This is a genomic window from Streptomyces sp. NPDC057638 (assembly GCF_042800315.1).
Taxonomy (GTDB): domain Bacteria; phylum Actinomycetota; class Actinomycetes; order Streptomycetales; family Streptomycetaceae; genus Streptomyces.
In genome coordinates this window covers 1-15,401 of sequence record NZ_JBHVHF010000201.1, presented here as the reverse complement: position 1 = coordinate 15,401, position 15,401 = coordinate 1, and the positions used below count along the sequence as shown (strand labels likewise).

The following is a 15,401-nucleotide window of genomic DNA, read 5'->3' as shown; positions in this document are numbered from 1 at the left end:
CCGCCGCCCGAGCCGGAGGCGCCCGAGCCGCCCGAGCCGCTGGAACCGCCCGCGCCGCCCGCCGCCCCGTCACCGCCTCCGGCGCCGCCGGGCTGGGCGGCGGTGTCCAGTTCCAGGGAGACGCCGGCGGTGCCGCGCACCTCGCAGGGGATCACGATCTTCTGGCCCGCGAGGTTCACGGTGATGGTGAGGGTGCCGGGGCTGAGGGTGGACCTGCCGGTGGCGCCGGGGGTGTAGGTGCCCGTGAGATCGCCGATGCCGACGGGCTGGCCCGCCTTGATCTCCTCCTTGTTGGGCTCGCCGGTCACGGCGACCGCGCCCTTGTCGGCACCGCCGAGGACGATCCTCATGGCGCCCCTCATGGCGCCCTTCGGCAGCGGGGCGGGGCTGTTCATCACGGAGTCGCCGGTGGTGACGGTGAGGTCGTAGCGCCCGCCGTCCTTCCTGGCGCTGACGGTGATGGGGGACCTGATGCCCCGGGGGCCGGGGGAAGCGCAGTCATAGGTGACCGTCACCGTCTTGCCGGGGAGGTCGGTGCGGTCCTGGCCGCCACCGGTCGCCCCGCCGGAGCCGGTCGCGCCCCCGGAGCCGGTGGTACCGCTCGATCCGCTCGTGCCACCCGACCCGCTCGTGGCGCCACCGCCCGTGGTGGATCCGCCGGAACCGTTCGTACCGCCCGATCCCGTCGTCCCGCCGCCTCCCGTGCCTCCGCCGGAGCCCGACGATCCGCCGTCCCTCACCTTGATCGTCGCACCCACCCCCACCGTGCCCTTCGGCGTGCACCTCGTGTCCGTCGACAGCGGCTTGGAGACATGGATCGTGTACGCGCCGGGCGCCACCGTCACCTCGCCCGCACGCTCCAGCCGGAGCTTCGCCCGCATCTGCGACAGCACCATCGGGCTGTTCTTCGGGATGGGCGGGTTCTCGCGCGGCCCCTCCGCCCGCAGCTCGCCCGAGGCGGCGCCGCCGAGGACGAGGACGCCGGTGGGTGTGACGGTGTTCGCCGCCAGATCGAGGACGCCGGGGTTCTGGGCGGCCGCCGCGACCGTCTTCCAGACGATCTCGACCTCGTCGCCCACCTCCGCCTCGGCGGGCGCGCTGATCGCCGCCGTGGTCGTGCCGTCCACGGGCGGCAGCCCGGAGATCGCGGGCGGTACGCACTCCGTGTCGTAGGCGACCTCGGCGGACCGTGCGGGGCTCGCGGCCAGCAGCATCCCCGCGCCGCCGACCAGCAGCGCGGTCACCGCCGCGCCCATCCTCCGTTGGGTGCTCACGGATGTCCCTTCGTCGTGGGCGGTTCAGGTCCGTCGGGCGGTGCGGAACCCGGCGGCGGTACGGAGGCGGGGGCGGCGGCGGGGGCGGTGAGTCCGGCGGGCCCGGCGCCCGGGGCGAACCACGGCAGCGAGGGCACCGCGTCCGCCGGGGGCCCGGCGGGAGGAGCCTGGGTTCCTGCGGTTCCCACCGTTCGCGGGGTTCCGGCGGTGGCGGGCGGCCGGATCCGGTCGACCACCGCCATCCCGATCCGGAAGAGACCCGTCGGCACCACCACCGCCAGCAGCACCCAGAAGACCGTCACGCCCCAGGGCCGGGGAAGGCGCCACGGCTGGCTGACGAGCAGCCGCTCCCCCTGGCGTACCGAGACCTCATACGCCCCATGGGCCCCGGCGGGCAGCTCCACCTCCAGTCTGACCAGCGCCTTGTGCCCCGGCTTGATCGTGCCGCGCCACGGTCGCTCCTCCCAGCGGGGCGCGAAGAGCCCATGGGCGGTGCCCACCCGGAAGACCGGGTCCCTGACCGGGGCCGTCCCGAGGTTGCCCACGGTGAGGACAATCCGCCGCGACGGCGGCGCCCCGAAGAAGACCAGCACCCCGGAGTCGCCCTCCAGCCGGGTGGTCGCCAGCACGGCCAGCCGCCCGGCGCCCGCCGGGCGGGGCAGCGGGGCGGTGGGGTGACCGGTGAGGGTGAGCGGAAGATCCCTGGTCTGCGGCTCACCGGTCACGGTCGCCACATGGACCACACAGGGGCAGGGCCTGGGGGGCGCGGGCACCGGGAGCCCGCGGCTGAAGCTGCCCCGGGGGCCGGTGGTGACGGCACGCCCCTGGGCGTTGGCACAGCTGTTGGTGCCGCCGATCATGTTCTCGCCGCAGACCAGGATCATCAGCAGGGTGGACGGCCGCCACCCGGAGCCACTGACCGTGATCTCCCCGCCCGGCTCCACCCGGGTACGGGAGAGCCGCACCCCGGGCCCGTCCCCGGTGGCGGCGGTGGCCTCGAATCCGGTTCCGCCCAGCGCCAGCACGAGGGCGATCAGCGCCCCTCCGGCCCTCCGGCGCGCCCTCATGGCGCCGCCCCGGCCGGGTCCCGGCGCGAGCGGCACCACCGTACGGTCCCGGCGAGGCCCGCCCCGGCGGGCAGCGCCACGGCGGCGACCGGCCAGGGCCCGGGGAGGAAGGTCCGCGAGGCGGTGCCCCGGGCGCGGTCGGGCGCGGCCGTGACCCGGATGTCCACCGGGTCCGGGGACGGCCGGTCCCGCCACGGCCCGGTGGGGACGGCCCGGCGCGCGGGCGGCCGGAGGGCGGCGCCCCAGCCGGGCGCCGGGGCGGCGGCGGACACCGGTGTCGCGAGCGGTGTCGGCGCGACGGGCGCGGCCAGCGGGGGGAGCGCCACGGCGAGGGCTGCCGCCATGGTCAGCCCGTGGTGCGCCGGGCGCCGCGACGGGTGAGCCAGAGCACCCCGGCCACCCCGGTGAGCACGACCGTGCCGCCGAGGGTGCCGAGCGCGACCGCCGACTCCAGGGGGCCGGTCCTGGGCAGCTCACCACCGTCCCCGGCGTCACCGGCGCCGCCCGCCGCCGTGACCTGGAGCTCCAGCGAGGGACGCGGGTCGTTCCTGGGCGTGCAGACCGTCTCCGTACCGAGGGCGCGAATGGTCAGCACCCCGGGGGTGAAGGTGACCTTGCCGCTGGCGCGCGGGGTGTAGGTGCCCGAGAGGTCGCCGATCCTGATCGGGCTGTCGGCGGGGATCGCCGCCGCGTTCGGCGGGCCCGTGACGGTGACGGTGCCGGAGTCGGCGCCCGCGACCTTGATCGTGGCGCTGGGGGTCATGGCCCCCTTGCCCAGCTCCACCGGGCTGGCGGAGACGCCCTTGCGGAAGGACATCGTCAGCCGGTAGCCGCCGCCGTTCCTCTGGGACGTGATCTCGATGGGGGAGACCGCGCCCTTGGGCCCGATCGGGGTCCGGCACTGGTAGTCGACGTCCACCACGGCCGCCTCGGCGCCGGACGCGGCCAGGATGACCACGGGGCCCGCCACCAGCGCCGCCGCCAGCGCGAGAACCGGCCGTTTCTGGTACCTCACCTGAGCCTTCCCCTCGTATCGTCGCGGTTCCGGACCGACCCGCCGTCCCGCACCCCCTCCACCACCACCGGAGACATAACTGACGGCACATCAGATCGGGCGCTCAAGGTACGCCGGGGACCGTGGGGAGGGAAGAGCGAAGGCGCCTCCGGCCGCGGCGCTCCACAAGAGCTCCCCACGGAGGAGGGCCGCCCGGCCCCGCCCGGCCCCGCCCGGCGCGAGGGAAGTGCGCGGGGAAGGGCCCGGGGGAAGGCCGCGAGGAGAGGTGCGGGGGAAGCGTGCGCCACAGCGGGAGGCACGGCCCGGGGCACCTCCGGGGACTCCCCGGGAAAAGGGGAAACCCCGGCGCGGGACGGCGGCCGGGGCACACGAACAGGACAGGGACGCAGGCCACCGGCCTCCGCGCAGGACAGGGACGCGGGCCACCGGCCCCCGCGGGACGGGCGGCCCCTCACCTGCCGGAGCGGCAGCCCCGCGCCGACGGCCCGGACGGGCGGATCACACGGGGGCGGCCAGCTCCGCCCAGACCGTCTTCCCGGGCGCCCCCGGCACCCGGAGGACCCCCCAGTCGAGACAGAGGCGCTGGACGATGAACATCCCGTGGCCTCCGGGGCGCCCCGCACGGTGGGGAGTGCGGGGCGCGGGCTGACCCGCCCCCCGGTCGGACACCTCCAGCCGCAGGACCTTGCCGTCACAGCTGACCCGCAGTTCCTCCGGGCCCTCCGCGTGCAGACAGGCGTTGGTGACCAGTTCGGAGACGACCAGCAGGACATCCTCGGCGGCGGCCCGGCGGTCGGCGGTGGCGGCGGGCAGCCAGCCCCAGTCGTAGAGCGCCTGGCGGGTGAAGTCACGGGCGAGCGGGACGATGCCACTGGCGCTGGCCAGGGCGAGACGCCGTACGGGGCCGCCGGTCGCCCCGGGAGAGCCGCCGGGGCCGGGGGGGATCGAGCCGACGACGCCATCCGGCTCGGGGCCGAGGTCGCCCGGCTGCTGCGGCCGGGTGGTGCTCATCAGCGCTTCACCTCACCGATTCACCAGTTACCAATGTCATGTCTACGCCAGGCGGATGACACTCCTGTCGTACCGCCTGTACACAGAGTGCCGGACCTCCGGCGCCCGCGGGGTCGCCCGCGGAAGTTCTCCTGCCCTGCCGATGGGTGACAACACTCACGAAGCACTCAGTACGCCGAGAGCGGAGCGAACCCACCGAGGGGGGCGGTGCGGGGTCAGCGAGGAGGGTCAGCCGGGAAGGGCGTCATCGACCGTCGCGTGCACGGTGAAGACCGCCTCCGCGCCGGTGATCTCCAGCACCCGCGCCACCACGGGCAGCATCCCGGCCAAGTGGACCCCCCCTCCGGCCGCCTCCGCCCTCAGCCGGGCGCCGAGCAGGACATTCAGCCCGGTGGAGTCGCAGAACTCCAGCCGCGAACAGTCGATGACGAGACGGGAGCGGCCCTGCGCGAGCGCCGCTTCCAGGGGGCCGCTGAGGAGTTCGGCGGTGTGGTGATCCAACTCACCCGCCGGGGTGACCACTTCGCTGTGGCCCACGGTCCGGACCTCGACCTGAAGTCGGCCCCGACTGGCGCTGCCGACCGTCCCGCGGTCCATGCTCGTCCCTCTTCGCCGTGTCATACATCTGGTCTGACTTCTCCCGATGACTCGCGGGGAACACTACGCCTTTCCCTCGGAGCGGGCCAGCGCCAGTCCCTAACAAAGCAGACATAAAGGGCATTTAACACTTGCCCTCGCTCGGGGGTAACCGGTAAGGCTGGTAAGGACCGAAAAGAGACAGCCAACCCCACGACCGGCTTTGGAGGCGCCGCTCACCGCAGAGTGTGCAAGGGCTTCGGCGGCCATACGCCGAGAACGATGGAGGAGACCATGTCACCCCGGCTCGACGCCACGCGTGTTCCCCCGACCGCGCCGTCGACACCCATGACCAGCGACAGCCCGGCGAACGACCTGGGCGACCCAGGCCGTGTCCGCGGCGACCTCGACGATCCGAACGACCCTCTCGGGGCCCCCGAACCCCCGGCCGCCGGGCTCCCCGGCCCGCTCGACGAGCCGCTGCCCGAGATCCCGCCCGCCGACACGATCGGCGCACTCGACGCCCGCGCCCTCTCCAGAACCCTCTTCGCCCGGCTCGAACTCCTCGACGAGGGCACCCACGAGCACGCGTATGTACGGAACACGCTCGTCGAGCTGAACCTGGCGCTCGTCCGGTTCGCCGCCGCGCGGTTCCGGACCCGCAGCGAGCCGATGGAGGACATCGTCCAGGTCGGCACCATCGGGCTGATCAAGGCGATCGACCGGTTCGAGCTGAGCCGGGGCGTGGAGTTCCCCACCTTCGCGATGCCGACCATCATCGGCGAGATCAAGCGGTTCTTCCGGGACACGAGCTGGTCGGTACGGGTGCCACGCCGCCTCCAGGAGCTCCGGCTCGACCTGGCCAAGGCCACCGACGAGCTGGCACAGCGACTGGACCGCTCCCCCACCGTCGCCGAACTCGCGGCGCACCTGGGGATCGGCGAGGACGAGGTCGTGGAGGGCATGGTCGCCAGCAACGGCTACACCGCCAGCTCCCTGGACGCGGGCTCCATGACCGCCGGGGGCTCGGGCGGCGCCGAGGACAGTGGCGCCGAGGGCAGCCTCGCCGACCGGATCGGGTACGAGGACCACGCCATCGAGGGCGTGGAGTTCATCGAGTCGCTCAAGCCCCTGATCGCGGGCCTTCCGGCGCGCGACCGCCAGATCCTCTCGCTCCGTTTCGTCGCCAACATGACGCAGTCGGACATCGGCGACGAGCTGGGCATCTCCCAGATGCATGTGTCGCGGCTGCTCTCCCGGACCCTCGTCAAGCTGCGCAGGGGCCTGACGCTCGACGAGTGAGCGCCCGTGGGCGGGTGAGTCCGCCCGGCGCACGCGCCGCCCGCAGGGGGCAGCGGGTGACGGGGGAGGGCGGGGACGCGTCAGCGACCGTGGCGGGTGCCGTCCCGTGCGCCATCAGCGCGGCGACGGGACGCGTCAGCGGTCAGGGGCCGCCGCGTCCGTGTGACGGGCCCGGGTCCGGGGCGGACCGGTCCCGGGGGACCAACGGCCACACCGGGCCGGACCCGCGCGGCACGGCGGGCCGGCCCCGTACCGGGCCGCAGCGGCGAGGGTCCCTTTCCGGCGGAAAGGGACCCTCGTCCATCGGTGTCCGCGGGACAGGGAAACGATTCCGCCAGAAGGGTGTTCGATTCCCCGAGGGCAGGCTCCCCGCCGCCTTTTCCCTGTTTTCCCGTGGACTTCTCGTGAAAGTTCTCCGGAATTCGTCTCCCCGAGTCCGATGATCATGTGGGGAGAGGCCAACCGAGTCGACAAAACGCCTTACCCGCCGAACATCTCGCCACCCGCGCCCCGTCACGCGGACACCGAACGCTTTCCCCCGTCCAGAGCGCCGCCCCGGCCCCGGTTCCGTCAGCCGCCGCCCCGGCCCGCCCCCGCGCTTCCGTCCATGGTGGTGTCAGCGGTCGCGCCACCACACGGGCGGCGAGGCCGCGCCGTACCGCCCCGGCGGCCGAACCCGCCCCGGGCGCCCGCGGATCCGCCCCCGCGGCTCCCCGTCCCGGCCCGGCGCGCACCGTGAACGCCGATGGCCCCGGGCACCTCTGTTACCCCCGTGGCGGATGAGATCTTGTGCGCGTCAACGAGAAAAGCGGCGTCAATCTGGCGGGTGTTCGCCAACTGATATTCGAACATGGTCCGCTGATCGTAGGATCGGACCGCTCCCGATTCTTCTCGGGGGTCCGGTTCCGTCCGGGTGGAGCGGTCTTCGGGAAAGGCGCGGTCTTCGTGGTCGTGGTCTTCGTGGTCGTGTTATCAGGCGTCTTAGGCGCGTTAGGCGTCTTAGGAGTCCCCGGCGCCCTCGGTGCGCCCGGTCCGCTCGGTGTCCGCACCGCGCTGGGCGCCCGCTGTTCCTTCCGTGGCCCGGGGGCCCCGGGTGCCCTCCGTACCCGCGACGCGATCGGCGCCCCGGCACAGACGCGGTCCTGTCCACCGTCCCGCCGACCGGGGGCGCGTTCCGTTCGCGCCGGGGCAGCGCGGTGAGCGGGGGGCGCGGGGCCACGTCGCCGTGGTGCCCGCTGGCGGCGCTCTGCGCCGTGTCCGCCGCCGCCGTCCTCACCGAGCGGTACAGCGGCGCGGGTTGGCGGCAGGTGCTCGCCTGGGCCTGCGCCGCCGTCGCGACACTGGCGCTCTGCTGGGCCGTCACCCTGGCCCGGCTGCTGCGCTCCGCGCTCTCCCGCGCCGACCACCACGGGGCCACGGACCGGGCGCGCACCGCCGAGTTGGCCCATCTCGCCTCCGTACGGCTGCCCGCGCTGGCGGAGCGCGCGCGCACCCGGCGGGCCGACGGGGTGCCGGGGCCGCTGGCGCACACGGACGAGGTCGGCGAGGAGTTCGCACGGACGCTGGAGGCGGTGATCGAGGCGGCCGCCCTCGCCACGGCGAGCCGGAGATACGAGGAGCGGCCGCTGCCGGAGTCCGCGCGGGCGGCCTTCGTCTCCCTGGCCCGCGCGGTGCACTCGCTGGCCCTGGTCCAACAGCGTTCGCTGGACCGGGTGGAGCGCGCCGTCGAGGACCCCGGGGTGGTGACCGAGGTGCTGCTGGCCGACCACGCGGCGGCCCGGATGATCCGCAAGGCCCAGACGCTGCTGGTGATGTGCGGGGTGTGGCCCGCGAGCGAGGAGAACCGGCCCGTCTCCCTCTATGACTGTGTACGGGCCGCCCAGTCGCGGATCCTGGACTTCGCCCGGGTCGAACTCCACGGCGAGCAGTGGCCGCTGGTGACACCCCCCGCCACCGAGGGCGTCATCCACACCCTCGCCGAACTGCTGGAGAACGCGACGGCCCACTCCCCCTCCGGCGCCCGTGTGGTGGTGACCGTCCGCGAGGTCGGCGCCGGAGCGGTGGTGGAGATCGATGACGCGGGCCGGGGCATGTCCCCCGAGGCGCTGCGGCACGCCATGGGCCTGCTCCGCGAGGGACCCGGGCTCCCCGACCGCCCGGAGCCGGGCGGCGCCACCGGACTCGGCCTCGCCTGCGCCGGGCGCTGGACCCGTGAACTGGGCTTCGGCGTCGATCTCGCGGGCACCTCGGCGTACGGCGGCACCCGCGCGGTGGTGTTCCTCCCGCACCGGCTGCTCACGGAGCCGCCCTCGCGGACACCGGAGCGCGGCCCTGTGGCGCGCCCCGCCTGGGCCGGGACGCCGGCGGATCAGCCACGGCACCCGGCGGCCGGGCCCCTGGCCCCTGTGTCCCCCACGGTCCAGTCGGCCGAGGGGCCGCTCACCCCCGCGTACCCGGCGTTCACGGGGAGGACGGGAACGGCGGCCGCCGACGAGGGGCACCACCCTCAGCCCGCCCCGGCACACCACGGCGGCTACCAGGGCGCGATGACGCCTCCGGCCGGCTACCAGGAGGCACCGCAGCACACCGCGGCCCCCTTCGAGCAGCCCTCTACGCCGCTGGAGGAGCCGTACACCTGGGATACCGCGGGACACACGGGACCGGGAGCCGTGGGACACACGGGACTCGCGGAGCCGGGACTCACGGGCCCGGAGAGCGGAACGCATGGCACCGGTCGGCCCGGAGCCAGGGTGTACGGCGCCGGACAGCACCGGGCCCCGGGATACGGCGCCGGAGGGCCGGCGGCCGGGGCGCACGGCACGGTCCACGATCACCGCCCGGGGCCGCCGCCCGGCCCCCTGCCCGGGTTGGCGCCCGGCCCCCTCCCCGGACCCCCTCCTGGGACCCTGCCCGCGCCGCCCGCCGCGAGGGCGCCGCTGCCCAGGCGGTCCCCCTCCACCTCCTCGGAGGCGTTCCCCGGCCCCGGCGGAGTACGGGGGTACGCCCCCGTCCAGGACGGCTCCGCGCGGTGGACGCCGGAGGACGCCGGCTCATCGGTCAGCAATGTGGTGGCCGGGGCACGGCGAGGGCGCGCGGACCTCACGGACGCCCGGATCCACCAACCCCCCACCATCCCCGAGACACCCCATGGAGGCCGGCCATGACCGGAACCATCACCAGACTGCCCGATCTTGGCTGGATGCTCCGCCCCCTGATCGAGTTGCCGGGCGTGCGGCACGCCGTCGTCGTCTCCGAGGACGGGCTGAGGCTCGGCCAGGCCTCCGCCGAGCGGCTGACCGGTCCCGTCCCGGCGCTGGGCGTCGCCGAGGCCGAGGCGTTCTCCGCCGCCTGCGCGGCGATGACGATGACCGGGCGCTCCACCACGGCCCTGCTCTTCGGCCGCCAGGCCGGGGTGCGCCAGCTCATGGTGGAGTCGGAGCACGGATTCGTCCTCTTCACCCATGCCGGGGTGGGCGCCCATCTGGGAGTGGCGACCGACACCGAGGCCGATGTGGGGCTGGTGGCCCGGCGGATGCAGCATCTGGTGGCCCAGATCGGGGCCCATCTGAGCAGCGGACCCCGTGACGCCGTGACCGATCTCGCATGACGGACGGCGGGGAGGGCGGGACCCCCGGGAACGCGCCGCCGGTGCGGCCCTATGTGATCACCGGGGGCCGCGCGGCCCCCGGGGGTCCGCCCCTGCGCCCCGACGCCCTGGTGCTGTCGGCGGGGATCGCGCCGCCGACCGCCCTCCCGCCCGAGCACGGCCTGGTCCTCGCCCACTGCCGGGCGCCCCGGCCGGCCGGGGAGGTGGCGGCACGGCTGGGGCTGCCGTCCTGGGTGGTGCGGGTGCTGCTGGCGGACCTGATCGCCTGGGGGCTGGTGGTGGTACGGCCGACGGGGACGGGGGCCGGGGTCGAGGACGCCGACGTGGCGATACTGCGCAAGGTGCTCAACGGCCTGGAGACCCGCCTCTGACCTCCCGCACGCGTACCGTCCCGGCCGGTCCGCATCCCGGCCGGTCCGCACTCCCGGGCGCCACGCCCCGGCCTCTCCGCCCGCCCGTCCGTTCCGCTGTTCCGTCCGTTCCGTCTGTTCCCACCGTTCCGTCTGTTCCGTCTGTTCCCACCGTTCCCTCCGTTCCGCTGTTCCTCCGTCCGTCCCGCTGTCTTCCGGATGTCAGGAGAGACGAGTTGAGCACCTCACCCGCCCAGCGGCCCTACCGTCCCGACCCCGGCGGCGGCTGCCCCCACGCCGCCAACGCCGCCCTGCTCGCGCGGACCACCGTGACCGACGTCGTCCTTCCCGGCGAGATCAGGGGAATGATGGTGCTGGGGCACGAGACGCTGAAGGAGTTCCTCTCCCGTACCGATGTGGCGAAGAGCCCGGCGCACTTCACCGCGTTACGGGAGGGACGGATACCCGAGGGGTGGCCGCTGCTCGCCTTCGCGGTCACCCCCGGCATGCTCACCAGCGACGGGGAGCAGCACCGGCGGCTGCGCTCCCTGGTGAGCAAGGCGTTCACCGCCCGCCGGGTGGACTCCCTGCGCCCCCGGGTGGAGGCCATCACGGCCGAGCTGCTCGACGGTCTGGCCGAGGCCGCCGGGAGCGCGGGGGGCGGAGCCGTCGATCTGCGAGCGCACTACGCGATGCCCCTGCCGATGAGCGTGATCTGTGAGCTGTTCGGGGTGGACCCCGAGTTCCGGCGGCGGCTGCACGAGCTGTCGCATCTGGTCGTCTCCACCTCGATCAGCCCGGCGGACGCGGTGGCGGCCGGCCAGGAGCTGATCGCGGTCCTCGGCACGGTCGTCGCGCGCCGCGCGGACCGGCCCGGCGACGATCTGACCAGCGCGCTGATCGCCACCCGCGCGGAGGACGGGGACCGGCTGACCGAGCAGGAGCTGATCGGGACCCTGGTGCTCTTCGTCATCGCGGGCCACGAGACCACGCTCAATCTGATCACCAACGCGGTGCGGGCGCTGTGCGCCGACCGGAGCCAGCTGGAGCTGGTGCGGTCGGGGGCGGCGGGCTGGATGGACGTGGTGGAGGAGACGCTGCGCTGGGACAGCCCGGTGAGCTACTTCCCGTTCCGCTACCCGGTCGGGGACATCGACGTCGACGGGACACTGATCCCCCGGGGCACTCCGGTGCTCGCCGGGTACTCGGCGGCCGGGCGCGACCCGTCGGCCCATGGGCCCGACGCCGGGCGGTTCGACGTGCTGCGGCCGTCCCGGCCCGGCGCGGCCCGTCATCTCTCGCTCGGGCACGGCGCGCACTTCTGTCTGGGGGCGCCGCTGGCCCGGATGGAGGCGGCGGTGGCGCTGCGGGCGCTGTTCGAACGCTTCCCCGGGCTGGAGCCGGCGGTGGCCGCGGCGGAGCTGCCCCGGCACACCAGCTTCGTCGGCAACAGCGTGGAGCGGCTCCCCGTACGTCTGGGTTCCTGAACGCGCCGGGTTCAGAGACCCCGTGCGCCGCGATCCCTGACCTCACGTACGCCTCGTACGGCTCGTACGGCTCGTAGATCCCGATCTCCCGTACGTCCGGATCCCCCGCCCGCGTCCACCCGGAGCCCTGGCGGTCAGCCGCCAGGGCTCCGGGCGGCGCTGGGTAGGGTGGAGGGGTTGGGCCGGTGGTTGGTCCGGGAGAGGAACACCGGCATGGCACCCGCCCGCCCCCAGGGGCACTCCGCGCTACGGCACGCCCTGCCGCTCTACCTCGGGATCCGGGCGCTCTGTCTGGCCGTCCTCTTCCTCTGGGCCTGGCGCGCCGACCGCAGCGCCTGGGGTCTGCTCACCGAGCGCTGGGACTCCCTCTGGTACGCCCGGGTCGTCGAGCACGGCTATGACTTCACCCTCACCGCGCCCGACGGCCGGGTCCTGTCCGACATGGCGTTCTTCCCGCTGCTGCCCTGGCTGGAGCAGGCCCTCACGGCGACCGGCCCGCTCACGCCCGGCGGCGCGGGCTTCGTGGTCAGCGCGGTCGCCGGACCGCTCGCGGCCTGGGGGATCTTCCGGGTGGTGGACCTGGTGTACGGGGAGCGGGCCGCGCTCTTCACCGTCGCCCTGTGGGCGGCGCTGCCGGTCTCCGTCGTCCAGTCCATGGCCTACAGCGAGTCGCTCTTCACGGCGCTCGCCGCCTGGTCCCTGTACGCGGTCCTGCGCGGCCAGTGGATCACCGCCGGGCTGCTGGCCTCCCTCGCGGGCCTGACCCGCCCGGTCGGTCTGGCGGTCGCGGCCGCCGTCTGGGTGGGCGCGCTCCTCGCCTGGCGGCGCGCGTCCGACCGGCGGCGACTGCTGCTGGGGATGGCGCTGGCACCGCTCGGGGCGGCCTCGTACGTCCTGTGGGTGGGCCACCGGACCGGTTCCCTGTTCGGCTATCTGGAGGTCCAGGGGGCCTGGGGCAACGGGTTCGACGGCGGGCTCGCCTTCGCCCGCTTCATCGGCGGTCTGCTCTTCAGCGCCGCGTTCCCGGCCGGTCTCGCGCTCGCCGTGGGCGTGGCGCTGCTGGGCCGGCTCTTCTGGAAGGGCGTACGTCAGGGACAGCCCCCGCCCCTGTTGGTCTACTGCGGGATCGTCGCCCTCCTGGCGGTCTGCTCCTCCGGCTACTTCGGCTCCAAACCGCGTCTGCTGCTGCCCGCGTTCCCGCTGCTGATCCCGCTGGGGCTGGCGCTCGCGCGGACTCGGCCGGGGCGGGCGTGGGCGGTGGTCGCGGCCGCCGTCGCGGTGGCGGCGGGGTACGGGGCGTTCTGGCTGCACGGCTCAGGGCCTCCGTAACGCGGCCCGGGCCCGGTCCGGGGCACGGGACCGACCTGCGGACGCACCGTTCACCGACGAGACTGACCCTCGGAGAACCACCGTCCGTCGAGGGAGAGGAACCCGCCATGGCCCCCGCTCATGTCATCGCCGTCACCGGTGTCAGCGGTCGTCTGGGCGGGCGGGTGGCACGGCGGCTCGCGGAGCGCGGGGCGGAGCCGAGACTGCTGGGCCGGGAGCCCGCGCGGCTGCCGTCGATCTCCGGGGCGACGGTCGGATCGCCCGCGCCGTACGGGGACGGGGAGGCCATGGAGCGGGCCTGCGCCGGGGCCCGCACCCTCTTCCTGGTGTCGGCGAAGGAGTCACGGGAGCGGGTACGGGAGCAGATGACCGCCGTGGACGCGGCGGTGGCGGCCGGGGTGGAACGGATCGTGTACGTGTCGTTCCTCGGCGCGGGGCCCGAGGCCACCTTCACCTTCGCGCGGGACCACTGGCACACCGAGGAGTACATCCGCGCCACCGGAGTGGCCCACACCTTTCTGCGGAACAGCTTCTACTGCGCGGCGCTGGCGGCGATGCCCGGCCCCGACGCCGTGATCCGGGGCCCGGCGGGCGACGGCCGGGTCTCGGCGGTGGCCCATGACGACATCGCGGACGCGGCGGTCGGCGTGCTGCTGGGCGAGGGCCACGACGGGGTGACCTACGACCTCACGGGCCCGGCCGCGCTCACCCTGGCGGAGGCGGCCGAGGAGCTGAGCCGGTTCGCGGGCCGCGAGGTCACCTATGTGGCCGAGACCCGCGAGGAGGCGTACACCTCCCGCGCGCACTACGGCGCGCGGGAGTGGGAGGTGACGGGCTGGGTCACCTCGTACGAGGCCATCGCGGCGGGCGAGATGGCGATGGTGTCGGACGCCGTGCCGAAGCTGGCCGAGCGCCCGGCCACCCCCTTCTCGGCCTTCCTGCGGGAGAACCCGGCGGTCTACCGCCATCTGCGGCCGAGCTGAGCGGGCCCGGGGGCGGCCCGGCGCACCTCCCGTACCGCGTCAGCGGATCCGCCCGCCGCGCGGGACCGTCAGCGCACCCGCCCGCCGCGCGGGACCGTCAGCGCACCCGCCCGCCGCGCGGGACCGTCAGCGCACCCGCTCGCCGCGCCGCCACACCGCGTCCACCAGCGGCACCCCCGGCCGGTACGCCAGATGCACATGGCTCGGCCCGTCCAGCAGGGCGAGATCGGCGCGGGCGCCGGGGGTCAGCCGTCCGATGTCCGTCCGCAGCAGGGCGGCGGCGCCGCCCGCCGTCGCGGACCACAGGGCCTCGTCCGGCGTCATGCCCATGTCCCGTACCGCGAGCGCGATACAGAACGGCATCGAGGACGTGTACGACGAGCCGGGGTTGCAGTCCGTGGACAGCGCCACCGTGACCCCGGCGTCCAGCAGCCGCCGCGCGTCCGGCCAGCTCGCCCGGGTGGAGAACTCGGCGCCCGGCAGCAGCGTCGCCACCGTGTTCCCACTGGCGAGGGCGTCGACATCGGCATCGGTGAGATGGGTGCAGTGGTCGGCGCTCGCGGCCCCCAGCTCGACCGCGAGCCGCACCCCGGGCCCCGGGCCGAGCTGGTTGGCGTGGACGCGCGGCACCAGCCCCCTGGCCCGTCCGGCGGTGAGCACGGCCCGTGCCTGGTCACCGTCGAAGGCGCCCGTCTCGCAGAAGACGTCCACCCAGCGGGCGTGCGGCGCGCACGCGTCGAGCATCGGCCCGGTCACCAGCTCCACATAGGCGGCCGGGTCGTCCGCGTACTCCGGCGCCACGATATGCGCCCCGAGGTAGGTGACCTCCTCGGTGTGCCGGGCGGCGATCCGCAGCGCCCGCTCCTCGTCGGCGACGGTCAGCCCGTACCCCGACTTGGTCTCGAAGGTCGTCGTCCCCTGCCGCAGCGCCTCCCCGAGATGGCGTACGAGACCGGCCTCCAGCTCCTCGTCGGTGGCGGCCCGGGTGGCGGCGACCGTGGTCCTGATGCCGCCCGCACGGTAGGGCCGGCCGGACATCCGGGCGTTGAACTCCTGGGTGCGGTCCCCCGCGAAGACCAGATGGGAGTGCGAGTCCACGAACCCCGGGATGGCCGCCCGCCCCTGGGCGTCGTGCACCGCGTCGGCGGCGGGCGCCTGCCGCGCGGGCCCGACCCAGGCGACCTCCCCGCGCTCGATGACGACGGCGGCCCCGCTGATCACCCCGAGCCGGGAGCCGTCCCCCTGGGCGGGGTCATTGGTGACGAGGCTGGCGAGGTTGGTGACGAGGGTGGCGCTCATAGGTCCTCAGTGGTCCTCTCGGTGGGGCCCGGGGCCGGGGTCTCCGGCCCGCCGTACGCCCTGCGGGCCAGCCTAGGCCGAGGGCGAGGACGGAACGCGGG

The 15,401-nt window shown here is 74.9% G+C and carries 14 protein-coding genes; 7 read left to right on the top strand and 7 right to left on the bottom strand.

From position 1 onward, the window contains the following. The 6 genes from ACFVIM_RS24130 to ACFVIM_RS24105 all read right to left on the bottom strand — a co-directional run. A partial coding sequence (locus ACFVIM_RS24130) for a hypothetical protein (protein ID WP_384304878.1) occupies positions 1-1,274 on the bottom strand: 1,274 nt, incomplete at its 3' end. Continuing rightward, positions 1,271-2,341, bottom strand: a complete 1,071-nt coding sequence (locus tag ACFVIM_RS24125) for a hypothetical protein (protein ID WP_384304876.1) — start codon at positions 2,339-2,341, stop codon at positions 1,271-1,273. The genes ACFVIM_RS24125 and ACFVIM_RS24130, both read right to left, overlap by 4 nt. Beyond that, a complete protein-coding gene (locus ACFVIM_RS24120; protein ID WP_384304873.1) occupies positions 2,338-2,685 on the bottom strand; it encodes a hypothetical protein in 348 nt (115 codons plus the stop codon). Before ACFVIM_RS24120 ends, ACFVIM_RS24125 begins: the two co-directional genes overlap by 4 nt. A gap of 2 nt (positions 2,686-2,687) precedes the next feature. After that, the gene (locus tag ACFVIM_RS24115) at positions 2,688-3,356 is read right to left on the bottom strand and encodes a peptidase (protein ID WP_384304871.1); all 669 of its coding nucleotides are present in this window, start codon (positions 3,354-3,356) and stop codon (positions 2,688-2,690) included. A 498-nt stretch (positions 3,357-3,854) separates the two neighbouring features. After that, positions 3,855-4,367 (bottom strand): ATP-binding protein, encoded by a 513-nt coding sequence (locus tag ACFVIM_RS24110; protein WP_384304868.1) that lies wholly within the window; start codon positions 4,365-4,367, stop codon positions 3,855-3,857. A gap of 228 nt (positions 4,368-4,595) precedes the next feature. Then, positions 4,596-4,964: an STAS domain-containing protein gene (locus ACFVIM_RS24105; protein ID WP_384304865.1), complete on the bottom strand. Its 369-nt coding sequence runs from the start codon at positions 4,962-4,964 to the stop codon at positions 4,596-4,598. 273 nt (positions 4,965-5,237) lie between these two features. Here ACFVIM_RS24105 and ACFVIM_RS24100 point away from each other — a divergent pair, with 273 nt between their 5' ends. The 7 genes from ACFVIM_RS24100 to ACFVIM_RS24070 all read left to right on the top strand — a co-directional run bounded on the left by ACFVIM_RS24100 (position 5,238) and on the right by ACFVIM_RS24070 (position 14,001). Further along, a complete protein-coding gene (locus ACFVIM_RS24100; protein WP_384304881.1) occupies positions 5,238-6,245 on the top strand; it encodes an RNA polymerase sigma factor SigF in 1,008 nt (335 codons plus the stop codon). Between the two features lie 1,253 nt (positions 6,246-7,498). Continuing rightward, on the top strand, positions 7,499-9,409 hold the full coding sequence (locus ACFVIM_RS24095; protein ID WP_384304862.1) for an ATP-binding protein: 1,911 nt from the start codon (positions 7,499-7,501) through the stop codon (positions 9,407-9,409). Beyond that, positions 9,406-9,852 carry a roadblock/LC7 domain-containing protein gene (locus tag ACFVIM_RS24090; protein WP_384304860.1) on the top strand — a complete coding sequence of 149 codons (447 nt, stop codon included), beginning with the start codon at positions 9,406-9,408 and terminating at the stop codon, positions 9,850-9,852. Before ACFVIM_RS24095 ends, ACFVIM_RS24090 begins: the two co-directional genes overlap by 4 nt. Further along, the gene (locus ACFVIM_RS24085; protein WP_384304857.1) at positions 9,849-10,223 is read left to right on the top strand and encodes a DUF742 domain-containing protein; all 375 of its coding nucleotides are present in this window, start codon (positions 9,849-9,851) and stop codon (positions 10,221-10,223) included. The genes ACFVIM_RS24090 and ACFVIM_RS24085 overlap by 4 nt, the downstream gene beginning before the upstream one ends. A 215-nt stretch (positions 10,224-10,438) precedes the next feature. Further along, positions 10,439-11,689, top strand: coding sequence for a cytochrome P450 (locus ACFVIM_RS24080; RefSeq protein WP_384304854.1), 1,251 nt, complete (start codon positions 10,439-10,441; stop codon positions 11,687-11,689). A 213-nt stretch (positions 11,690-11,902) separates the two neighbouring features. After that, positions 11,903-13,018, top strand: coding sequence for a mannosyltransferase family protein (locus ACFVIM_RS24075; RefSeq protein ID WP_384304851.1), 1,116 nt, complete (start codon positions 11,903-11,905; stop codon positions 13,016-13,018). Positions 13,019-13,125: 107 nt separating this feature from the next. Beyond that, positions 13,126-14,001: an NmrA family NAD(P)-binding protein gene (locus ACFVIM_RS24070; RefSeq protein WP_384304849.1), complete on the top strand. Its 876-nt coding sequence runs from the start codon at positions 13,126-13,128 to the stop codon at positions 13,999-14,001. A 126-nt stretch (positions 14,002-14,127) separates the two neighbouring features. Here the strand turns inward: ACFVIM_RS24070 and hutI are convergent, their stop codons facing one another. Continuing rightward, on the bottom strand, positions 14,128-15,300 hold the full coding sequence (hutI, locus tag ACFVIM_RS24065; RefSeq protein ID WP_384304846.1) for an imidazolonepropionase: 1,173 nt from the start codon (positions 15,298-15,300) through the stop codon (positions 14,128-14,130). Positions 15,301-15,401 lie beyond the last annotated feature (101 nt).

Excerpts from the sequence above, each read along its gene's own strand:
- ACFVIM_RS24125 (WP_384304876.1), bottom strand. The coding sequence starts at position 2,341 with ATGAGGGCGCGCCGGAGGGCCGGAGGGGCGCTGATCGCCCTCGTGCTG.
- ACFVIM_RS24120 (WP_384304873.1), bottom strand. The coding sequence starts at position 2,685 with ATGGCGGCAGCCCTCGCCGTGGCGCTCCCCCCGCTGGCCGCGCCCGTC.
- ACFVIM_RS24110 (WP_384304868.1), bottom strand. The coding sequence starts at position 4,367 with ATGAGCACCACCCGGCCGCAGCAGCCGGGCGACCTCGGCCCCGAGCCG.
- ACFVIM_RS24105 (WP_384304865.1), bottom strand. The coding sequence starts at position 4,964 with ATGGACCGCGGGACGGTCGGCAGCGCCAGTCGGGGCCGACTTCAGGTC.
- ACFVIM_RS24100 (WP_384304881.1), top strand. The coding sequence starts at position 5,238 with ATGTCACCCCGGCTCGACGCCACGCGTGTTCCCCCGACCGCGCCGTCG.
- ACFVIM_RS24090 (WP_384304860.1), top strand. The coding sequence starts at position 9,406 with ATGACCGGAACCATCACCAGACTGCCCGATCTTGGCTGGATGCTCCGC.
- ACFVIM_RS24085 (WP_384304857.1), top strand. The coding sequence starts at position 9,849 with ATGACGGACGGCGGGGAGGGCGGGACCCCCGGGAACGCGCCGCCGGTG.
- ACFVIM_RS24075 (WP_384304851.1), top strand. The coding sequence starts at position 11,903 with ATGGCACCCGCCCGCCCCCAGGGGCACTCCGCGCTACGGCACGCCCTG.
- ACFVIM_RS24070 (WP_384304849.1), top strand. The coding sequence starts at position 13,126 with ATGGCCCCCGCTCATGTCATCGCCGTCACCGGTGTCAGCGGTCGTCTG.
- hutI (WP_384304846.1), bottom strand. The coding sequence starts at position 15,300 with ATGAGCGCCACCCTCGTCACCAACCTCGCCAGCCTCGTCACCAATGAC.